Raw genomic sequence first — 19,997 nt, 5'->3', positions numbered from 1 at the left:
ATTGATTTTAGTAAGATTGGTAGGAGGCTTAGGTAATCAAATTTTTCAATTATCTGCTGCATTGTTATTGGCAAAAAGATTAGGATTAGAAAAGATTTTAATCGATATATCTGGACTTAATAAATATGAAATAAAACACAAAAATGAGTTAGTTTATTTTTTTGATTTTAAAAATATTGAAGTCCAATATATAAGAAATAAAATTCTTGATTTTAGAATTCCTAAAATATTTCCACTTAAATTTCCTTTTTATCCATTTATTAATGATAAAAATTTTCAATGGGGAATGAAATATCCCAATAAGCAACTCATAATTTTAGATGGTTATTTTCAAGATTGTTTATTACAAGAAGATTTTAATAGTGAGATAAAAATATTAAAAGAGATTTTCATACCAAGTAAATATGATGAAAATGAAGAATATTGTGTTATTCATATTCGAGGTGGGGATTTTGTAAAACTTGGATGGAATATTGTTTCTCCGAAAGAATATTATATTAAAGCTATTGATATTATGAAAAGTGAATATCAGCGAGATAAGTTTCATATAGTTACGGATGATACAAATTATGCTAAAACTATTTTGGATGAACTGAATATTGATTATAAATTTATTGGGAATAATATTTATGATGATTTTTATTTAATAGGTAGATATCAATACCGTATTCTGTCTTCAAGTACATTTGCTCTATGGGCTAGTGCATTAGCAAATAATGAAAACAGTGTCGTAATTTCGCCTGAATATTGGACTCCCAATAATCTAAGAAAAATATTTTTACCAAATGAAAGAAGGATTTTATTTTGAATCAGTTTTCAGTACTAATGTCAATTTATTACAAAGAAAAACCTGAGTACTTTAATAGAGCTATGCAAAGTATTTGGGATGACCAGACTATTAAACCGAATGAGATAGTTCTAGTTCAAGATGGAAAATTAACTCTTGAATTGTATGAAGAGATAAAAAAATGGAAAGAAAAATTAAAAGATGTTTTTATAACTGTTCCTTTAGAACAGAATGTTGGTTTGGGTGATGCCCTCAACATTGGCGTACAACATTGTTGTTATGACTTGATAGCTAGAATGGATACAGATGATATTTCATTACCATATAGGTTTGAAAAGCAATTAAAAGTTTTCGAAAATAACAATGTTGATGTTTCTAGTGCTTGGATAAGTGAGTTTGTTTGTAGCGAAAATGAGATTTTAAGATATAGAAAGCTACCTCAAAATCATAATGACATAATAAAATATGCAAAAACTAGATGTCCTATAAATCATCCAGTTGTTATGTATAAAAAGGCTGTAGTTCAAAATTCAGGTGGATATCAAAAAATGATGTTAATGGAAGACTATTATTTATGGGGGAGAATGATAGTACAAGGTGCAAAGTTCTACAATATTCAAGAAGTACTTCTGAACATGCGAGCAGGTGATGATATGCTTAAAAGACGAAGTGGCATTGTTTATGTGAAAAGTGAGCTAACTTTATTAAAGGAATTTAGAAATATTGGATTTATTTCAACTCTTGAACTTATTAAAAATATGTTCATAAGAGTTCCAGTTAGATTAATGCCAATAAAAATTTTAAAAATTGTATATAGTATTATAAGAAGTTTATAAGTTATGAAACTATTAATTACAGGCTCAAGGGGCTTTCTAGGAAGCTATTTTATAAATAAATATAAAGAAAAGTATGAAATAAAAACTTTTAGTTTTTTACAAGATGATATCAATATCTTGGATTGTCAAGAAATTGATATTATCTTACATCTCTCTGCTTTAGTACATCAAATGGCTGGAGCGAGTGCTGAGGAATATGAAAAAGTAAATGTTGTTCAGACTTTAAAATTAGCAAAAAAAGCAAAAGAGAGTGGAGTAAAATACTTTCTTTTTATGAGTACAGTGAAAGTATATGGAGAAGAGACGGAATCTAAATATGCTGAAAATAGTGTTTGCAATCCTGAAGATGAGTATGGAAAAAGTAAATTAAAAGCAGAAATCGAACTTCAAAAATTAGAAAACGAAAACTTTAAAGTAAGTATCATAAGAACTCCTATCGTATATGGATATGGAGTAAAAGCAAATATAAAAAGCCTTTTACATCTTGTAAATAAAATTCCTCTATTACCTTTTAGGGGGATTGAGAACAAACGAAGTATGGTTTATATAGGAAATCTCTGTCATATGATAGATAAGATAATAACTCAAAAACAAAACGGTGTATTTTTAGCTAGTGATGATGAGCCTTTAAGTACTTCAAAATTGATAGAACTCATAGCAAAAAATCTTTCTAAAAAAATATATCTAATAAAAATACCTTTTTTTGAGTTATTACTGAAAATAGTTAAACCATCATTTCACAAGCGACTTTATCGAAGTTTGGCAGTTGACAATAGCATCACAAAAGAGAAGTTAGATCTTAAAAATCCTTATACGATAGAAGATGGTATTAGATTGATGATACAAGGAGAGTCTATTTGATTTATATAGTTTTATTTTCAATATCTTTTGCCCTTACATACTTCATAAAAGAGTATGCCATAAAAAAATCACTTATAGCTACTGTGAATGAGCGAAGTAGCCATACAGTACCTATTCCTCATGGTGGAGGAATTGCAGTTGCTATTACTTGGTTTGCAGGGCTTATCTATCTGTATATAAACAATCAAATAGAGCCAACACTCTTCTTTGCATTTATTATCGGTGCTGTGATAGCTGTAGTTGGGTTTGTGGATGATATAGTAGAATTATCTCCAAAAATCAGAATGATAGTGTTTGCATTGGTAGGCGCTACTGGGCTTTATATCATAGGTGGACTTGATGTACTAACTTTTGGATTGTTTGATATATCAAATACTTTTATTACATCAGTATTTGCAATGCTACTTATACTTTGGTATATAAATCTTACTAATTTTATAGATGGGATTGATTCTTATCTTGGTGTGAAATTTATATTTTTAAGTGTCGCCGGATTAGTTATATTTGGAGCTGATTACTTTGCAGTGCTCGGTGTATCAGTACTGGGCTTTTTATATTGGAACTGGCATAATGCAAAGATATTTATGGGAGATGTGGGAAGTACACTTCTTGGGTATACCATAGCTATTATTACTCTATACTATGCAAATATACAAAGCCAAAATTTATGGATATGGATCACACTCTATGGGGTATTTTGGTTTGATGCTACTATGACTTTAGTTCGTAGAAAGTTAAATGGTGAAAAGCTAAGTCAAGCTCATAAAAAACATGCTTATCAACGACTCACACAAGCAGGATGGAGTCACAGCAAAGTTACGCTTTATGCTCTAGGACTCAATGTAGTAATATTTTTATTGGTCTATTTTATACCAAATATTGCTGTTAGTTTTGCTCTTAGTTTAGTTTTGCTTTATGTTGCCTATAGGTTTGTGGATAGTAAGAAGAAGTTTGAATCATGAATTACAAAAAACTTGAAATACCAGAACTCATACTTTGTGAGCCAGTTTTTCATAACGATAACCGTGGATTTGTTTTTGAGGCATTTAAAAAAGAAAGTTTTAATAAATTTGTAGGATATGAAGTTGATTTTTGTCAAGATATTATTTCACATAGTAAATATGGTGTAATAAGAGGACTTCATACAAATACTCTTAATTTTGCTCAATCAAAATTAGTTAGCGTACTACGAGGAAAGATTTTAGATGTTGCAGTTGATTTTAGAGTTGGAAGTCCAACTTTTGCAAAAGTCGTGAGTGTAGAGCTGGATGATGTTGAAAATAAACAGCTCTTTGTTCCAAAAGGATTTTTGCATGGGTTTTCAGTTTTAAGCAATAAAGCTATTGTAAATATGAAAATAGATAGATATTTTGAATCTGGTGAGAGTATAGGTGTGAGATATAACGATTGTGATTTAAATGTTGAATGGAAGATAAAACCGCAAGATATTATTTTAGGTAAAGCAGATATTGGACTAAAAATGTTTAGTGATGCAGTAAGTCCATTTGATTATGGTAAAAAATATTACTAGTGAAGTGATGTATATGTTTTTTTAAGTAAAATAAGATCTAAAAAATAAAGGTTTGATAACACAAAAATAAAACTTATTTATGTATGATGAATATTTTAAATAGGGCTATTGTGTAGCAAATAGTATGATGACAATACAAAAGGATGTATTAATGATAGACAACAAAATTAAAAAAAATTTGGTTTAAGATATGATGACTGTTGATAAACGTATTTTAAACATTTTAGTGATTGTAGTGCTTTCTTGTATGAGCTTTGTGTGGACATTTTGGATCTTTCATCTACCGATTCAGTGGAGTACAATCGGAATCGTTATCGCTGTACGTATAGTGGCTTCTATTGTTATTTTTAAAGATTTTTCACTCTCTTGGTCAAAGGTAACGCAAAAAACATTTCTGATGAAAAGTTTTGTGTATATAGTTGCTTTTTGTGTGTATGTTCCTTTTTATTATGGAAAATTGCGTCTTTCATTTATGCTCTCAGAACTCTTTTTGTATCTCTTTTCGATTAATTTTTTAATGTATGCTTATTATCTGTTCGTGAACAGAAGTCATGTGAGCAAAGAGAAAAATCTTGTTATCTATGGGGCTGGAAAAGCAGGGTTAAAACTTGCAGAGGAATTTAGAGATAGTCAGTATAAGATACGTTATTTCGTCGATGACAACACACTGCTTCAAAAACGAAGTATTGATGCGATTAGAATCATTTCCAAAGAAAAATTAAAACAAAAAATGCAATCGAGCACATATGATTTGTTGTTGATTGCGATACCCTCAGCACCAACAAAAAAAATCAATGCACTTTACGAAGAATTCAAGCCTTTTTTTAGTGAAATTAAAATTTTACCGACATTGGAGAATATTCTCTCCGATACAGTTTTATCGAATCAACTCAAAAATATTACCGTTGAAGATTTATTAGCTAGGCATCCTCAAGATTTGGATAAGGTCAAAATTGGGGAATTTATCCATGATAAAGTGGTCTTGATAACAGGTGCGGGTGGAAGTATTGGTAGTGAAATTGTGCGACAGTGTTTAAAATACAATGCAAAAAAGCTGATTTTAGTGGATCATAGTGAGTTCAATTTGTATCAAATCATAGAAGAGCTACACAGTGATAAACTTGTACCCATTATGCAAAGCGTTTTAAACGAGTCATTGTTGGAAGATGTTTTTCATCGCTATCGCCTAGATATTGTGGTACATGCCGCTGCCTATAAACATGTACCACTGGTGGAGGCAAATCCAAAAGAGGGCATTTTAAATAATATTTTGGGTACAAAAATTTGCATTGATTTGGCGATTAAATATGAAGTAGGTAAATTTATTTTAATCTCAACCGATAAAGCAGTACGTCCCACCAATGTGATGGGTGCGACAAAACGTGTGTGTGAGCTGTATGCTCAAAATGTGGATGCGGGTAACACACACATTGTTGCAGTACGCTTTGGAAATGTTTTGGGTAGTAGTGGCTCTGTTATCCCTAAATTCAAAGCGCAAATTGAAAAAGGAGGTCCCATTACGGTTACGCATCCTGACATTACACGCTATTTTATGTTAATTCCTGAAGCGTGTGAGTTGGTACTTCAAACAGGAGCGATTGGGAGGAGTGGGGAGCTGTTTATTTTGGATATGGGTGAACCTGTAAAAATCGTCGATTTAGCGCAAAAAATGATAGAACTCTCAGGAAAAAATGATATTACTATCGAATTTACAGGACTGCGACCTGGTGAAAAGCTGTATGAAGAGCTTTTGATTAATGAGAGTGATAAGAAGACTGAGTATACTTCTATATTGGTTGCACATCGAAGTATGTATCCGATTGAAAAACTTGAACACGAGATAGCAACACTTTTTACATGTAAAGATATTTTGGCACAGCTTAAACATATTGTGCCTGAGTTTAATCATCAAAAAAACATATAAGGAAAGAAAAAAAGATGAGTGAGACGATACAACAAATGCCACATGAAGATGAAATTGATTTAAGAGAACTTTTTAGAACGATAATACGGTATAAAAAATTTATCGTTGTGATAACTGTATGTGTGACACTGTTTGCCGCTGTGTATAGTGTTCTAAAAACACCTATTTATGAAGTAAAGGCTATACTAGAAATAGGTTTTTTTACTAATACTAATACTAATACTAATACTAATACTAATACTAATACTAATACTAATACGTTTCTTGAATCACCAGCAAATCTTATACAGCGATTAGAGTTAAATTACATAGATAATCAAAAAGGGAGCAAAGAAACATCTTTTCTTTCAAAAGCTTTATTGATCAAAGGTACGAATAACTTAGTAGAATTAGTCATCGAAGCACAATCAAACGAAGAAGGTTTGAAAAAACTGAACGCTATTGTAGATGAAGTAAAGCTTAAACATCAAAAAGTTATTGAAGCTTATTTAAAACAGATGCATATAAAAATAAGTAATATCCAAGCTCAAAAAGAGGAGCTTTCGCTAGAAAAAGAGAAGTTAAGCAACTTCATAAGCAATAAAACTCTCATGGTTGATCAAATTTTAAAAGATAACCCAGCTGTTGCTGCAATTTATAGTATAGAGTTAAATAATAAGTCCCTAGAGCTCACAGAGCTGAAAAATAAAATTTATACTCTCAATAATCAGTTAAGTGATTTAGAATTATTAATTGCTCCTAGTAATGTTAAAGAAACATCGTTCTTAGGTAATATCACAAAATCTGACAAACCTGTAAAACCTAAAAAAGCTTTGATTGTTCTTGTATCATCCATCACAGGATTTATTTTATCGATATTTATGGTATTTTTATTTGAGATGTTTAGAAGTCCCAAAAATGAAAAGTAAGATATCTTTTAGTTTAATTTTTTGTATCTTTATTGCGTTTGTATTTAGTTTTGTGGTTCGTCTTATCTGGGTCTATCAATTCAATGATTTGGAAAGCTTTCAATTTGCTGGGCAATTTATGATCAATACCAACGATGGGTATTATTGGGCTGAGGGAGCTAGGGACTTGCTTAGTGGCATTTCTCAAAAGTACGACCTCTCTCCCATTAATTCAGCACCTGCGTGGTTGACGTATGTGGCTGTTAAGCTTTTGCCTTTTTCGTTTGAGAGTATTATTTTTTATATGCCTGCTATTTTGGGCTCACTTATTGTTATTCCTCTCATTCTTATTTCTCATAACCTTAAAATGATAGAAGTAGGGTTTTTAGCTGCTCTCTTAGCTTCCATTGCAGTGAGTTATTACAATCGTACCATGGTGGGGTATTATGATACGGATATGCTCACCATTGTTTTCCCCACTTTTCTTTTATGGTCACTGATTTTGGCTTTTCGTACGCAAGAAGAGAAGTATCTTTTAATCACAGCTTTAGAGATTATTGCATATCGATGGTGGTATCCGCAAAGTTACTCATTAGAGTTTGCATTTTTTGGATTAATTTTGCTCTATACTCTGTTGTTTCAGCGTAAAAATCTTTTTTATTATCAGCTTCTCAGTATCATGTTGTTTGCTATGATGGGCTTAGATACCTTGATTCGTTTGCTCATAGTCATTGGCGTGTATGGAGTATTTAGACAAGAAAAATGGCAAAAATATACTTATCTATTTTTAGGCGTTGCTACCGTACTCTTTTTTTTAAGTGGAGGGTTTGAGCCGATTTGGGTGCAACTTGAAAGATATGTGTTTAAAGAGGCTATTGAGGCAAGCGAGGGGAAACTTTCACTTCATTTTTTCTCTGTGATGCAAACGGTACGGGAAGCGGGGCAAATTTCGTTTACGGTCTTTGCGGAGCGTATTAGTGGACATACTCTAACGTTTGTTTTCTCTCTTGTAGGATATGCATTGTTACTGAAGCGTTATCCTGTGATGTTTTTAGCATTACCTCTTTTGGGACTTGGATGTTTAGCCCTGTGGGGTGGGCTTCGTTTTACGATTTACGCTGTTCCTGTGTGTGCCTTAGGCATTTCCTATTTTATTTTTACATGTAACGGATGGATTCTCTCCTCTTTTCGCAATGAACGTTTAGGAAACTTTGTTAAATCAGCCTTTGTCATTCTCTCAAGTTTAGCGATTTTATATCCTAATCTTTTACATGTAATGAACTATCGTGTTCCCACGGTTTTCAATCAAGCTGAAGTCGCTCAACTAGATGCCTTAAAATCTCAGCTACAACGAGAAGATTATGTGGTGAGTTGGTGGGATTATGGGTATCCACTTCGTTATTACAGTGATGTAAAAACACTGATTGATGGAGGAAAACACAGCGGAGAGGTGAACTTTCCTGTGAGTTTTATGCTTAGTAATCCTATGGATGCAGCGGCACGCTTGGCACGCTTGGAAGTTGAGTATACTGAAAAAGCGTCCGCATTAGCAGAAGAAAATAAAACAAAACCTAAAAAAGAGCGAACCAAAAATTTAAGTAATACAGCGAAAATGACCTTAGATTATGGGTTCAAAGATGCCAATGATTTTTTAGATGCTTTGCAAACCCCGCTGGTTCTTCCTCAAAAAACGAGGGATGTCTATTTTTATCTTCCGTATCGTATGATGAGCATTTTTCCAACCGTTGCTCAATTTAGCAATATTGATGTGATGAGTGGTAAAACGGTGCGAGAGCCTTTTTTTTATCAAACACAGCAGTTTAGTGATCAAGGGGCTACATTGATGTTTGGTAATGGTATTGTGTTAGATAAAGCAAAAGGGATGTTAAAACTAGGGCAAAAAGAGCTTGCGGTGAAATATTTTATTCAAACAAGCTATACCCCAGAGATGCAATTTTCTAAAGCCCAAAATCTTTTACATGTAAATGGTGCTGTGTCGATTATTTATATGCAAGCGTACAACACTTTTTTAATTGTTGATGAGGCGATGCTTAACTCTTTGTATGTCCAGTTATTTGTTTTAGAAAATTATGATGAACGTTTTTTTGAGCCGATAAGTTTAGAAGCGTATGCTAAAGTGTATAAGCTAAAAATTTAGCTAAAATAGGCAAAAACAAAAGGTGTGAGATGGTCATTCGTGAAATTCAACAATTTTCTGAAGTAAGAGCACGAGCAAGGGCTTATTTATGCTATCTCTTTACTCGTAATATTCCCAATCGTATGCCTGAACCCAATGTGGATGTGATTACGGGGAGTTTAGATAAAATTGTCCATGAAGTGGAAGAGTTTGAAGCGTTGTATCTTCTCGATCATCGAGGTGAACAAGTGATTAATAACATTACCGATGACCCTCATAAAAAGGGTGGTCTAGGGCAAAATCGAAGTGCTAAGTCTTACTATTATCGGGCGGTACGTGAAAAGCGATGTGTTTTAAGCGATCCCTATCCTTCAACGCTCACCAACGATTTGACGGTGACAGCTTCTTATCCCATTTATGATGAACAAGGGATTTTGAAATACATTGCTTGTATTGATGTCTCGTTGGAGCATATCTTAAAAATAGCACACCCTTCTTCTTTACAGTCTATGTTTGGGAGAAGTTCACAAGTTATTTATTCTATTTTTTCTCTCTCTTTGCTTGCGATTGCAATGTTACTTTTATTTAATGGGATGAAAAGTCTTTTTACCCACGGTTTTGCCTTTAATCTTCTAGATATTGAAGCGATGTTTCAATCGACGATTTTAATTACGCTTTCACTAGCCATTTTTGATTTGGTTAAAACTATTTTTGAAGAGGAAGTCTTAGGTCGCCATGAGCGTGATGAGAGCTCAGGAATTCATAAAACCATGGTGCGTTTTTTGGGTTCTATTATTATTGCTTTGGCTATTGAGGCACTGATGTTGGTTTTTAAATATGCCATTATTGATTCATCCCATATCTTAAATGCCGTTTATTTAATTGGTGGAGTGACACTGCTTCTATTTGGATTAGCATTTTATTTGAAAGCAATTTCACAAAAGAGAGATGAATGATTGGCTTAATTGATTACAATATGGGAAATCTTCAAAGCGTGAGTAACGCTTTTGAAAAGCTTGGTGTAACTGTTAAGATTATACAAAAAGCAGAAGAGATTGCTGTGTGCGATAAAATTATTTTACCAGGCGTTGGGGCTTTTAAAGATGCGATGCAATGTTTAAAAGAGAGAGAAATGGATGAGGCGATTCGAGATTTTGCTACATCCCATAAACCCCTTCTTGGTATTTGTCTTGGAATGCAACTTCTTTTTGAAAGCAGTGTGGAGTTTGGAAAAAGTGTAGGGCTTGGATTGATTGAGGGGGAAATTGTTCAGTTTGATACATCACGATTTCAAAGTCGTCTAAAAGTACCACATATGGGATGGAATGAACTTTTTATAACACAAAAATCGGCTTTGTTTAAAGGTATGCCAGAAGCGTTTTATCTCTATTTTGTGCACAGTTTTCATGCGCAGTGTGACGAAAAATATATCATTGGCAAAACGATGTATGGGTATGAATTTCCCAGTGCAGTACAAAAAAATAATGTGTATGGGTTTCAGCCACACCCTGAAAAGTCTCATGACAATGGCTTGAAAATTTTAAAGAATTTTGTGGAGTTATGATGGAAATTTTGCCAGCGATTGATTTAAAAGATGGACAAGCGGTTAGGTTAACAAAAGGTTTAATGCAAAGTGCTAAAATTTATTCAAATGAGCCTTGGGAAGTTGCCAAAAAATTTGAAGAGATGGGTTCACATTGGGTTCATTTGGTGGATTTAAATGGTGCATTTGCGGGTGAACCAAAAAATTTGGAACAGATTGAAAAAATTCGTCAAAAGTGTCACCTAAAGTTAGAACTAGGGGGTGGTATTCGTGATGAGGAGACTATTCGTCGCTATGTTGATTTGGGAATCGATAGAATTATTTTAGGTTCTATTGCTTTGAAGAATCCCTCTTTTGTGAAAGAAATGGCACAAAAATACCGTATCGTCGTGGGTATTGACGCGATTGATGGGTATGTTGCTGTTGAAGGATGGGCAGAAAAATCGACGATGAAAGCAACTGATTTAGCCAAAGCATTTGCGGACGCTGGTGTTGAGGCGATTATTTGTACTGATGTAGGACGTGATGGTATGTTAAGTGGGGTGAATGTCGATTTTACACTCTCTATTGCGGATGCTTCAGGTATTGCTACGATTGCCAGTGGAGGATTAAAAAATTTGGACGATATAGTAGCATTGCAAGAGACTCAAAAAGTTTCAGGAGTCATTGTTGGTAAAGCCTTTTATGAGGGAACGTTAGATTTGCCAAAAGCATTTGATTTTCTCGCTAAAAACGTGCTTTAAACTAAGTTCAAACTAAAGTTCGTTAGAATTTAAAGATAGTCAATAACACATAACAACAAAGGAGTGACATTGAAGCTGCTTGTAGTAGATGATAGCTCAACAATGCGCCGTATAATCAAAAATACTTTACAAAGACTCGGATATGATGATGTTCTTGAAGCGGAGCACGGCGTGGAAGCGTGGCAGATTATGGAGAGAACACCTGATATTAATGTCTTGATTACTGACTGGAACATGCCTGAAATGAACGGATTGGATTTGGTTCGTAAAGTAAGAGCTGAAAAAAAATATGAAAACATGCCAATCATTATGGTCACCACAGAGGGTGGAAAAGCTGAAGTGATTACGGCTTTAAAAGCAGGGGTTAATAATTACATCGTAAAACCATTTACCCCACAAGTACTAAAAGAAAAACTAGAGGACGTATTGGGTTAATGAAACAAACCTACAACGAGCTTCATATAACCCCAAGCGGAGAATATCCGCTTTTTCTTGATTTGATAATGAGTCTCACGGATGAGGCGATTGAAGAGTTTAATGGTACGCTGATTTTGCGTAGCGAAAATGATTTGGAGATGGTTTTGTTTGGCGCAGAGGCTTTTGCACAGGAACTCTCTAAATTATATGGTAAAGAGATTACCCTTGAAACCAAAATGTTGGTAAAAGAAAATGAAGATTGGATAGCGCAGTATCGTAATTCTATTCAACCTTTAGATGTCGGAAATTTTTACATTCATCCTAGTTGGCTTTCACATCGTGAAGGAAAAATCAATATTATTATCGATCCTGCACTTGCTTTTGGTTCAGGACATCATGAAACAACATATGGTTGTTTATTACTCTTACAAAAATACGTTCGACCAGGCATGACGCTTTTAGATGTTGGATGTGGCAGTGGAATCTTGAGTATTGCAGCTCGGAAATGTGGTGCTATTGTTGATTTGTGTGATACGGATGAGCAAGCAACGCAGAGTGCACAAGAAAACTTTGCTTTAAATCATGAAAATTTTAATGGCATTTGGACGGGTTCTGTTCAAAAACGAAAATTTGAATACGATGTTGTTGTTGCAAACATTATTGCAGATGTGTTGATTATGTTGGCAAGTGATTTAAAAAAAGCGGTGAAAGAAGGAGGAATGTTAATTCTCTCTGGTATCTTAGATAAATATATTGATAAAGTAGAACAAAAGTTTTCTTCAATGAGATGTGTTGAAAAGTATCAAAAAGAAGAGTGGTTTACACTCGTGCTACAAAGGAATTAAATGAGTCAAAATCATCAAAATAGAGATCCTAAAAACGAAAAGAAAAATAATTTTTTTAACCAAAATCCTCTTTTAGTGTTTGCTATCTTTTCGATCATTGTTATCTTACTTTTTAAAAATTTTACTTCTATGTCTGATTCAGGTATGGAATCAGGATTTGCAACGCAAAACAGTGCAAGTAAAAATATTAGTTATTATGAACTCAAAGAGTTGATTAAAAATGGTCAAATCAGTTATGTCGCCATTGGACAGACAACCATTAAAGCTTTTTCTGCAACGACAAGTGGACAAAAAGTTGTTTATATGGTTAAAAAAGTAGGAGAGGATAATACGCTTATCCCTCTGATGGATGAGAAAAAAGTCGGTTATGGTGGCTATAACGAGTCGAATATTTTAACAGAAATTCTTTTTTCATGGGTTTTACCTGTGTTTATTTTCTTTGGTATTTGGATGTTCTTAGCTAATAAAATGCAGAAAAATATGGGTGGTGGTATTCTTGGAATGGGAAGCAGTAAAAAGCTTGTCAATTCTGAAAAACCAAAAGTTAAATTTCAAGATGTTGCAGGTGTAGAAGAAGCAAAAGAGGAAGTTAAAGAAATTGTAGATTTTCTAAAATTTCCTGATCGTTATATGAGCCTTGGTGCTAAAATTCCTAAAGGTGTTCTTTTAGTGGGACCTCCAGGTACAGGTAAGACGTTACTCGCCAAAGCGGTTGCGGGAGAGGCAAGTGTACCATTCTTTTCTGTTTCAGGTTCAAGTTTCATTGAGATGTTTGTAGGTGTGGGTGCCAGTCGTGTACGTGATTTGTTTGAAAATGCTAAAAAAGAGGCTCCTGCTATTGTTTTTATTGATGAAATTGATGCGATTGGTAAAAGTAGAGCGGCAAATGGTATGATGGGTGGCAATGATGAGAGAGAACAAACGCTCAATCAACTTCTTGCGGAGATGGATGGTTTTAGTTCTGATAAATCACCTGTTATTGTTCTCGCCGCAACCAATCGACCTGAAGTTTTAGATGCCGCTCTTTTGCGACCAGGTCGTTTTGATAGGCAAGTCTTGGTTGATAAACCTGATTTTCAAGGTAGAAAAGATATTTTAAAAGTACATAGTGCTGATATTAAATTAGATAAAAATATTGATTTAGAAGAGATTGCACGTTTAACGGCTGGACTTGCGGGCGCTGATTTGGCCAATATTATTAATGAAGCTGCCTTGTTGGGTGGTCGAAAAAGTAAGGCATATGTTGAGCAACAAGATCTTATTGAAGCTGTGGAGCGAGCTATTGCTGGTTTAGAAAAGAAGAGCCGTCGTATTAATCCAAAAGAGAAGCGTATTGTTGCGTATCACGAAAGTGGACATGCATTGATTGCGGAAACGACAAAAGGTGCTAAAAAAGTCTCAAAGGTTTCAATTATTCCTAGAGGACTTGCTGCCCTTGGCTATACCCTTAATACGCCAGAAGAAAATAAATTTTTAATGCAAAAGCATGAACTGATCGCAGAGGTGGATGTTCTCTTAGGCGGACGTGCAGCAGAAGATGTTTTCTTAGGTGAAATTTCAACGGGTGCAGGGAATGATTTAGAACGTGCAACAGATATTATCAAAGCGATGGTAAGTCTGTATGGTATGAGTGATGTTGCTGGATTAATGGTGCTCGAAAAACAACGTAATACTTTTTTAAATGGTGGAACGACCAAAGATTATAGTGATAAAATGGCTGAAAAATTAGATGAACACATTAAAAAAGCATTGCAAGAACGTTATGAAATTGTCAAGGCACGTTTAGAAGAGTACCGTGAGTGTATTGAACGTATTGTCTCAAAATTGACAGAAGTTGAAACGATGGATGGAGAACAGCTCAGAGAGATTATTCACGCATATGAGCAAGAGTTTAACATTGCTTCGATTACAGAAAAAGAGTCTCAAGCGTAATGGTACGCCATCACTACACGACAACACAATTAATTGCGAAAGAGGGGTGGAATCATATTGTTTTTACATTTATGGTTTTTCTTCTTTCGTATGCGTTGTCGTTTTTTTCATGGTTTTTTTTCTTTGTTTTAGTGGTAACTATTTATATTTATCGTAATCCTGAACGGATTGTAGAGGAGAGTGATGAGCTTACATTGCTTTCTCCTGTCGATGGAACAATTTTAAAAATATCTAAAGTAGATTTGAAAGATGGAAGTGAAGCTTTATGTGTGGTTATTCGTAAATCCATTTGGGATGTAGGAATTCTTAGAGCTCCCATTGGCATGGAAATCATAGAAGTGAAAAATCGTTTTGGTCTGTTTATCTCCTCAGGTTCTTCTCTTTTTTCAAATCTGTGTGAGCGAAAAACCTTTACATGTAAAAACAAATTTACCTCGTTTAAAATCGTTGTTTCCGCAGGACGATTGAGTCAGAGTATTGTTTTTTTTAATAAAAATGCCTATAAAGCCAATGAGCGTTTTGGTTTTTTACGAGAGGGAGAAGTGGCGCTTTTACTTCCACTTGATGTGCGTATAAAAGTCTCTTTAAATCATTCAGTTAAAGCAGGAGAGAGTGTTTTGGGCTATCTTGCATATAAGGACAATCATGACAAACAGTAGTAATAAACTTCAATTAATGTATCTTTTCCCAAATCTTTTTACCGCAGCAAGTGCTTTTTTAGGGGTGATTAGTATTTTATGTTCTGCTAGTGGACAATTTGAAAAAGCAGCTTTTTATATTTTACTTTCTTTGATTTTTGATGGACTTGATGGACGTGTCGCACGATTGACGAATGCAACCAGTAAATTTGGTGCAGAGTTTGATTCACTAGCTGATATTGTTGCATTTGGTGTTGCTCCTGCAATTTTGTTCTATTTTAACATTGGGCACATGTATGGAAAATTAGGCTCTCTTTTATGTGCGATGTATGTTGTTTTTGGGGCAATTCGATTGGCACGTTTTAATATTATGATTGGGGTGAGTGAGCCTTCTGTTTTTATTGGTGTGCCTATTCCGACGGCGGCTGTTGTGCTTGCTATGTGGATTCTCTTTTATGGTGAATATGATATTCTCAAAGGAGCAGAATGGATTTTATTGGTAGGTATTGGATTGCTCTCTTTTTTAATGGTGAGTAATATTCGTTATCCTAGTTTTAAAAAAGTAGATTTAAAAAAAGCGCATTTGATTAAAATTTTGGTCTATTTAGTTGTTGCTTTCTCATTTTTATATTTGTATCCTATTGAAGTTGGCACAGGTTTAATTACAGTCTATTTACTTTATGGATTGGTTCGAGCTATTTATACCTTCTGCGTTGTCAAATTTCATAAAAATTTAGTATAATACGCCAACCTTGAGGCAAAAGTATCTTTTTTGCCTCAGACATTTTTTAAAGGAGAAGCGATGAATAGCGTAGATATCGGTATTATGAAGTCGATTAAAATTTTGCCCAAAATAGAGATTAAAAACGCTCTCCTGCAACACCTCCTCTCCCTCTAACCCCTTTTTATTTTTCAAATTTCTTATATCAATACATACCGTAAGGACAATACCATGAGCACAGATAATAAAATTATCATTTTTGATACAACATTAAGAGATGGCGAACAAAGCCCCGGTGCTTCGATGAATACAGAAGAAAAAATTCAAATTGCTTTGCAACTTCAAAAATTAGGGGTTGATGTGATAGAAGCAGGGTTTGCAGCGGCCAGCCCTGGTGATTTTGATGCGATTTCTCGTATTGCTGAAGCGGTCACAAAAAGTCGTATTTGTTCACTGGCTCGTGCATTGGAAAAAGACATTAAAGCAGCAGGTGAAGCAGTTTCTAAAGCGAAGATGAATCGTATTCATACATTTATAGCGACCAGTCCTATTCACATGGAATATAAACTTAAAATGACACCTGATCAAGTCATTAAGAAAGCAGTTGAAGCCGTACAGTATGCTAAAACCTTTTGTGAGGATGTTGAGTTTAGTTGTGAAGATGCAGGACGCAGTGAAGTGAGTTTTATGAAAGAAGTGTTAGATGCGGTCATCAATGCAGGGGCTACCACACTGAATATCCCTGATACAGTAGGGTATCGTTTGCCAACAGAAATGGGGGCTATTATTAAGTCTTTGCATGATTTTGTGGGAGATAGAGCGATTATTTCGGTGCACAATCATAATGATTTAGGTTTAGCCGTTGCCAACTCTTTAGCGTGTATTGAAAATGGTGCACGTCAGGTGGAGTGTACCATTAATGGTTTGGGAGAGAGAGCTGGTAATGCGGCGTTAGAGGAAATCGTTATGGCGCTTCGCACACGTAAAGATCATTTTAGTGGTTATGAGACCAATATCAACATCAAAGAGATTTACCCAACCAGCAAATTGGTTTCATCCATCACAGGTATTGAGCCTCAGCCTAACAAGGCGATTGTAGGGAAAAATGCTTTTTCTCACGAGAGTGGTATTCATCAAGATGGTGTTCTAAAACACACGCAAACGTATGAAATTATGAGTGCGAAAGACATTGGCTTAGATAAAAATTCTATTGTGCTTGGAAAGCATTCGGGTCGTCATGCCTTTAAAGATAAGTTAAATAGTTTAGGGTATGAACTAAAAGATGAAGAGATTAATGAAGCGTTTGAGCGATTTAAAATTTTAGCGGATCAGAAGAAAGATATTTTTGATGATGATTTACGTGCTTTGGTCGCAGATGAAATTACCAAAATTCCTCAAGTATTTGAATTGGTGCGCTTACAACTTTCAGATTGTTCTCCAGGAGGGCTTCCAAGTGCTGCTGTTACGATTAGCCATGAGGGTAAAGAGATAACAGATGCGGCGATTGGAAATGGAACGATGGATGCCATTTTTAAAGTTATTGATAGGGTATGTGGCGTGAGTGGTGAACTTAGAGATTATAAGGTTGATGCTGTGTCTCAAGGTAAAGATGCGATGGCTCGTGTTTTGGTTAAAGTGGTCTTTGATGAGAGCAAACCTGCCATTATGGGGCATGGACTTAGCGTGGATACGATGTTAGCAACAGCTAAAGCGTACATTGGAGCGTTGAACAGTTATATGTCTATGAGAGAGCGTTTGCGAACCATTAAAAATCACACCAGCGAGGGAATTTAACGTTTTAATGTTTTTACATGTAAAGATAGAACTCTTTACATGTAAAGCTTATCTCGCAATGTTAAAGCTAAAATAGCGTGAGATAAAACCGCTGTTTCCAATGCTTCGATATTGCACACTCGCTGCTTCAAAATTTCCTATTTCTTGATAGAGTAATCCTAACGCATAACGGCTTTCCATATTTGCAGGATCTGTGAGTTTAGAGAGTTCTAGGAGTGCGATGGCATTTTCATTGTGTCCTGCACCGATGGCGGCAACGGAAGCTAGAAAAATAGTGTAGGTATCTTTTTTGTGATAATCATCAATGAGTTTATTGTAGAGAGTAAAAGCCTCTTCAAAACGATTGGTGTAGATTTCCATAAAAGCGAGTGTTTGCATCATTGCAGGGATGTCTTCTTGCTCTTTTTCCATCTGTGCTCTCACACTATCACGTTTTTGATGCAGTAAGCCTCCAATCTGAAGGAGTTTAATGTACTGCTCTTTAACCATTTTAGGTCCGTAATAAAAGGTATCATACTCTAATGGAAGTTTGTTAAACTCCATTTGAATCTCTTTGGCATAACTCTTAATCGCTTTTTTATGGTACTTCGCATTAAAGGCAATAATATTTGCCATAATGTCTTTGGGTAGCAGCGCTTGAAGTTTTTGAGTACTGCGTTCATACATACGTTCATTGCTCAGTTTTTGCGAAGCGATGATATTTAAAACAAGGCTTAGTGGGCTATCTTCTTTTTCCATTTCAAGCCATCGTGTCAGTGAAAATTCATTTTTATCGGTAAGATAAAGAAGTGAAAGATAAAGGTTCTCTTTTTCTAACGCTGGATTTTTGTGGATACTCTCTTTAACATCTTCTAACAGTTTTGCAACATCTCTGTTGATGAGATGCCCACTCATAATCGCAAAAACACCCGCAAGGTAGTTGTTATTATCTAAATGGTAGCTTTTGGAAAAGTTTTTGTACGCAGCCGCATAATCGCCTATTTGTGCGTAGGTTAAGGCTAGATTGTAGTGCAAAATGGAGTGATTTTTATACTCTTCTACCATGTGTGCAAAGATGGTATTGGCTTCATAGACGTGGGCATTTAAAGCTTGTTTAATTCCTTGGCTAATGGCGATATTGACTTTAGAAATGGTTGAACTTGCTTTAAGGTATGAGAGGGCAGGACCGATCTCATCAATAAAAATATTCATACTTCCTTTTCGAATATAATCAATCGTCTGTTTAGCGTCAAAAACTTTGTACGGGGCGTAATAAAAAAGGAGACCATAGATATTTTCTTGCGTGAAAAAAAGCTCTTTTTCAAACTCTTTTTGTGCATTTTGTACATCAAAAAGAGAGGGTTTTAAAATGGTATGAAGGTTGTAAAGAGGTTTGGTTTGGGCGTTTGTATCGTTGATTTTATACACTTCACCAAGGAGCGAGGCGGTGTTGCCTAGATTGCCTAATTTATTTTCGACCATTGAAAGCGCTATTTTGACTTTTGCATTGTGGGGTTCAGCGTGAATCGCACGTTGTAAATAGTGTTTTGCTGTTACAAAATCACCTTTTTTCGCATATAAAAGTCCCAACGTGAAATGATCTCCTTCTGCTTTAATGCCTTCTAGCGTATCAATCGCAAGGGTGTTTTGATTTAAGGAAGCTAAAATTTTGGAAGCAAGATAGGTTTGATCCTCTTTATAAAACTCCATAGAGGGATGACGAATAGCACTAAGGGCTTCGTAATAAAAATTTTTATAATAATGAACCAGTCCGACATAATAAGAATAGAGTGGCGCATTACTCTCTTCCGGAAGATACGAAAAAGCAAGGTCAATATAGTAGGTAAAAAGGGTATCATCTTTGAGTTCCAAGGCGCAAACAGCGGCATTAATGGCACTGATACAGCGGTGCTCTTTGTTTTGAATCGCCTTTTTAAAGGCTTCAAGTGCTTCTGAGAAGTTTTTTTCTTTCAGTTTTGCAACGCCAATATTGTAATAAGAAATTGCCTCATTGAATGTAGCAATTTTTTCATAAATTTTAAGCGCTTCTTCTTTATTGCCTTGTTCGTAAAGAAGGTGTGCTTTTTTAATCATACTATCGAGTTTAGAAGGAGAAAATTGCTCCTTTTGGAGTATTTTTTCTTCTTCTTTCTCTTTGATTATGGGTGTTTGGGATACCGTGTCTTTTGCATTTAAAATAAGAAGAAGGGCAACCATGATGCCAATGAGCAAAATAACCCCTGCAATGAGTAAAATAAGCAATCTTTTTTTAGAGGGAGATCTCTTTTCATTTTGATTGAGTGGAACAACCTCTGAGGGGGTAATCTCATCTGTTCGCTCCTCCTCGATGAGCGCAAAACTCTCCTCTTCATTTGAAGGAGTGTTTTCCGCCTCGAGGATGACAACTTCTTCTTCTGCCATC

18 protein-coding genes are annotated in these 19,997 nt (G+C 35.0%); 17 read left to right on the top strand and 1 reads right to left on the bottom strand.

The window, feature by feature from the left end; all coding sequences use genetic code 11:
* Position 1: 1 nt before the first annotated feature.
* The 17 genes from SDEL_RS08980 to SDEL_RS08900 all read left to right on the top strand — a co-directional run bounded on the left by SDEL_RS08980 (position 2) and on the right by SDEL_RS08900 (position 17,596).
* Positions 2–808 carry an alpha-1,2-fucosyltransferase gene (locus SDEL_RS08980; RefSeq protein WP_012857539.1) on the top strand — a complete coding sequence of 269 codons (807 nt, stop codon included), beginning with the start codon at positions 2–4 and terminating at the stop codon, positions 806–808.
* Entirely contained in the window at positions 805–1,623 is an 819-nt protein-coding gene (locus tag SDEL_RS08975; RefSeq protein ID WP_012857538.1) for a glycosyltransferase, read from the top strand. The genes SDEL_RS08980 and SDEL_RS08975 overlap by 4 nt, the downstream gene beginning before the upstream one ends.
* 3 nt (positions 1,624–1,626) lie before the next feature.
* On the top strand, positions 1,627–2,484 hold the full coding sequence (locus tag SDEL_RS08970; protein WP_012857537.1) for an NAD-dependent epimerase/dehydratase family protein: 858 nt from the start codon (positions 1,627–1,629) through the stop codon (positions 2,482–2,484).
* Complete coding sequence (locus SDEL_RS08965) at positions 2,481–3,446, top strand: MraY family glycosyltransferase (RefSeq protein ID WP_012857536.1); 966 nt, start codon at positions 2,481–2,483, stop codon at positions 3,444–3,446. The genes SDEL_RS08970 and SDEL_RS08965 overlap by 4 nt, the downstream gene beginning before the upstream one ends.
* A complete protein-coding gene (gene rfbC / locus SDEL_RS08960; protein ID WP_012857535.1) occupies positions 3,443–4,015 on the top strand; it encodes a dTDP-4-dehydrorhamnose 3,5-epimerase in 573 nt (190 codons plus the stop codon). Before SDEL_RS08965 ends, rfbC begins: the two co-directional genes overlap by 4 nt.
* Before the next feature lie 190 nt (positions 4,016–4,205).
* Complete coding sequence (gene pglF / locus SDEL_RS08955) at positions 4,206–5,939, top strand: UDP-N-acetylglucosamine 4,6-dehydratase (configuration-retaining) (RefSeq protein WP_012857534.1); 1,734 nt, start codon at positions 4,206–4,208, stop codon at positions 5,937–5,939.
* A 14-nt stretch (positions 5,940–5,953) separates the two neighbouring features.
* Complete coding sequence (locus tag SDEL_RS08950) at positions 5,954–6,847, top strand: Wzz/FepE/Etk N-terminal domain-containing protein (RefSeq protein WP_012857533.1); 894 nt, start codon at positions 5,954–5,956, stop codon at positions 6,845–6,847.
* Positions 6,837–8,984, top strand: coding sequence for an STT3 domain-containing protein (locus SDEL_RS08945; RefSeq protein WP_012857532.1), 2,148 nt, complete (start codon positions 6,837–6,839; stop codon positions 8,982–8,984). The genes SDEL_RS08950 and SDEL_RS08945 overlap by 11 nt, the downstream gene beginning before the upstream one ends.
* Positions 8,985–9,013: 29 nt before the next feature.
* Positions 9,014–9,919 (top strand): PDC sensor domain-containing protein, encoded by a 906-nt coding sequence (locus tag SDEL_RS08940; RefSeq protein WP_012857531.1) that lies wholly within the window; start codon positions 9,014–9,016, stop codon positions 9,917–9,919.
* A complete protein-coding gene (hisH, locus tag SDEL_RS08935; protein ID WP_012857530.1) occupies positions 9,916–10,527 on the top strand; it encodes an imidazole glycerol phosphate synthase subunit HisH in 612 nt (203 codons plus the stop codon). Before SDEL_RS08940 ends, hisH begins: the two co-directional genes overlap by 4 nt.
* On the top strand, positions 10,527–11,249 hold the full coding sequence (gene hisA / locus SDEL_RS08930; protein WP_012857529.1) for a 1-(5-phosphoribosyl)-5-[(5-phosphoribosylamino)methylideneamino]imidazole-4-carboxamide isomerase: 723 nt from the start codon (positions 10,527–10,529) through the stop codon (positions 11,247–11,249). Before hisH ends, hisA begins: the two co-directional genes overlap by 1 nt.
* Before the next feature lie 69 nt (positions 11,250–11,318).
* Entirely contained in the window at positions 11,319–11,684 is a 366-nt protein-coding gene (locus SDEL_RS08925; RefSeq protein WP_012857528.1) for a chemotaxis response regulator CheY, read from the top strand.
* Entirely contained in the window at positions 11,684–12,511 is an 828-nt protein-coding gene (locus tag SDEL_RS08920) for a 50S ribosomal protein L11 methyltransferase (protein WP_012857527.1), read from the top strand. The genes SDEL_RS08925 and SDEL_RS08920 overlap by 1 nt, the downstream gene beginning before the upstream one ends.
* Complete coding sequence (ftsH, locus tag SDEL_RS08915) at positions 12,512–14,443, top strand: ATP-dependent zinc metalloprotease FtsH (protein ID WP_012857526.1); 1,932 nt, start codon at positions 12,512–12,514, stop codon at positions 14,441–14,443.
* The gene (locus SDEL_RS08910) at positions 14,443–15,102 is read left to right on the top strand and encodes a phosphatidylserine decarboxylase (RefSeq protein ID WP_012857525.1); all 660 of its coding nucleotides are present in this window, start codon (positions 14,443–14,445) and stop codon (positions 15,100–15,102) included. Before ftsH ends, SDEL_RS08910 begins: the two co-directional genes overlap by 1 nt.
* Complete coding sequence (gene pssA / locus SDEL_RS08905; protein WP_012857524.1) at positions 15,089–15,823, top strand: CDP-diacylglycerol--serine O-phosphatidyltransferase; 735 nt, start codon at positions 15,089–15,091, stop codon at positions 15,821–15,823. The genes SDEL_RS08910 and pssA overlap by 14 nt, the downstream gene beginning before the upstream one ends.
* Positions 15,824–16,033: 210 nt before the next feature.
* A complete protein-coding gene (locus tag SDEL_RS08900; protein WP_012857523.1) occupies positions 16,034–17,596 on the top strand; it encodes a 2-isopropylmalate synthase in 1,563 nt (520 codons plus the stop codon).
* Positions 17,597–17,644: 48 nt separating this feature from the next.
* Here the strand turns inward: SDEL_RS08900 and SDEL_RS08895 are convergent, their stop codons facing one another.
* Positions 17,645–19,996, bottom strand: coding sequence for a tetratricopeptide repeat protein (locus SDEL_RS08895; RefSeq protein WP_012857522.1), 2,352 nt, complete (start codon positions 19,994–19,996; stop codon positions 17,645–17,647).
* Between the last annotated feature and the right edge of the window lies 1 nt (position 19,997).

The organism is Sulfurospirillum deleyianum DSM 6946 (genome assembly GCF_000024885.1).
In the GTDB taxonomy this organism is placed as follows: Bacteria; Campylobacterota; Campylobacteria; order Campylobacterales; family Sulfurospirillaceae; genus Sulfurospirillum; species Sulfurospirillum deleyianum.
Note: the sequence above shows the minus strand (reverse complement) of the source record. Positions and strands in the feature narration are given on the sequence as shown.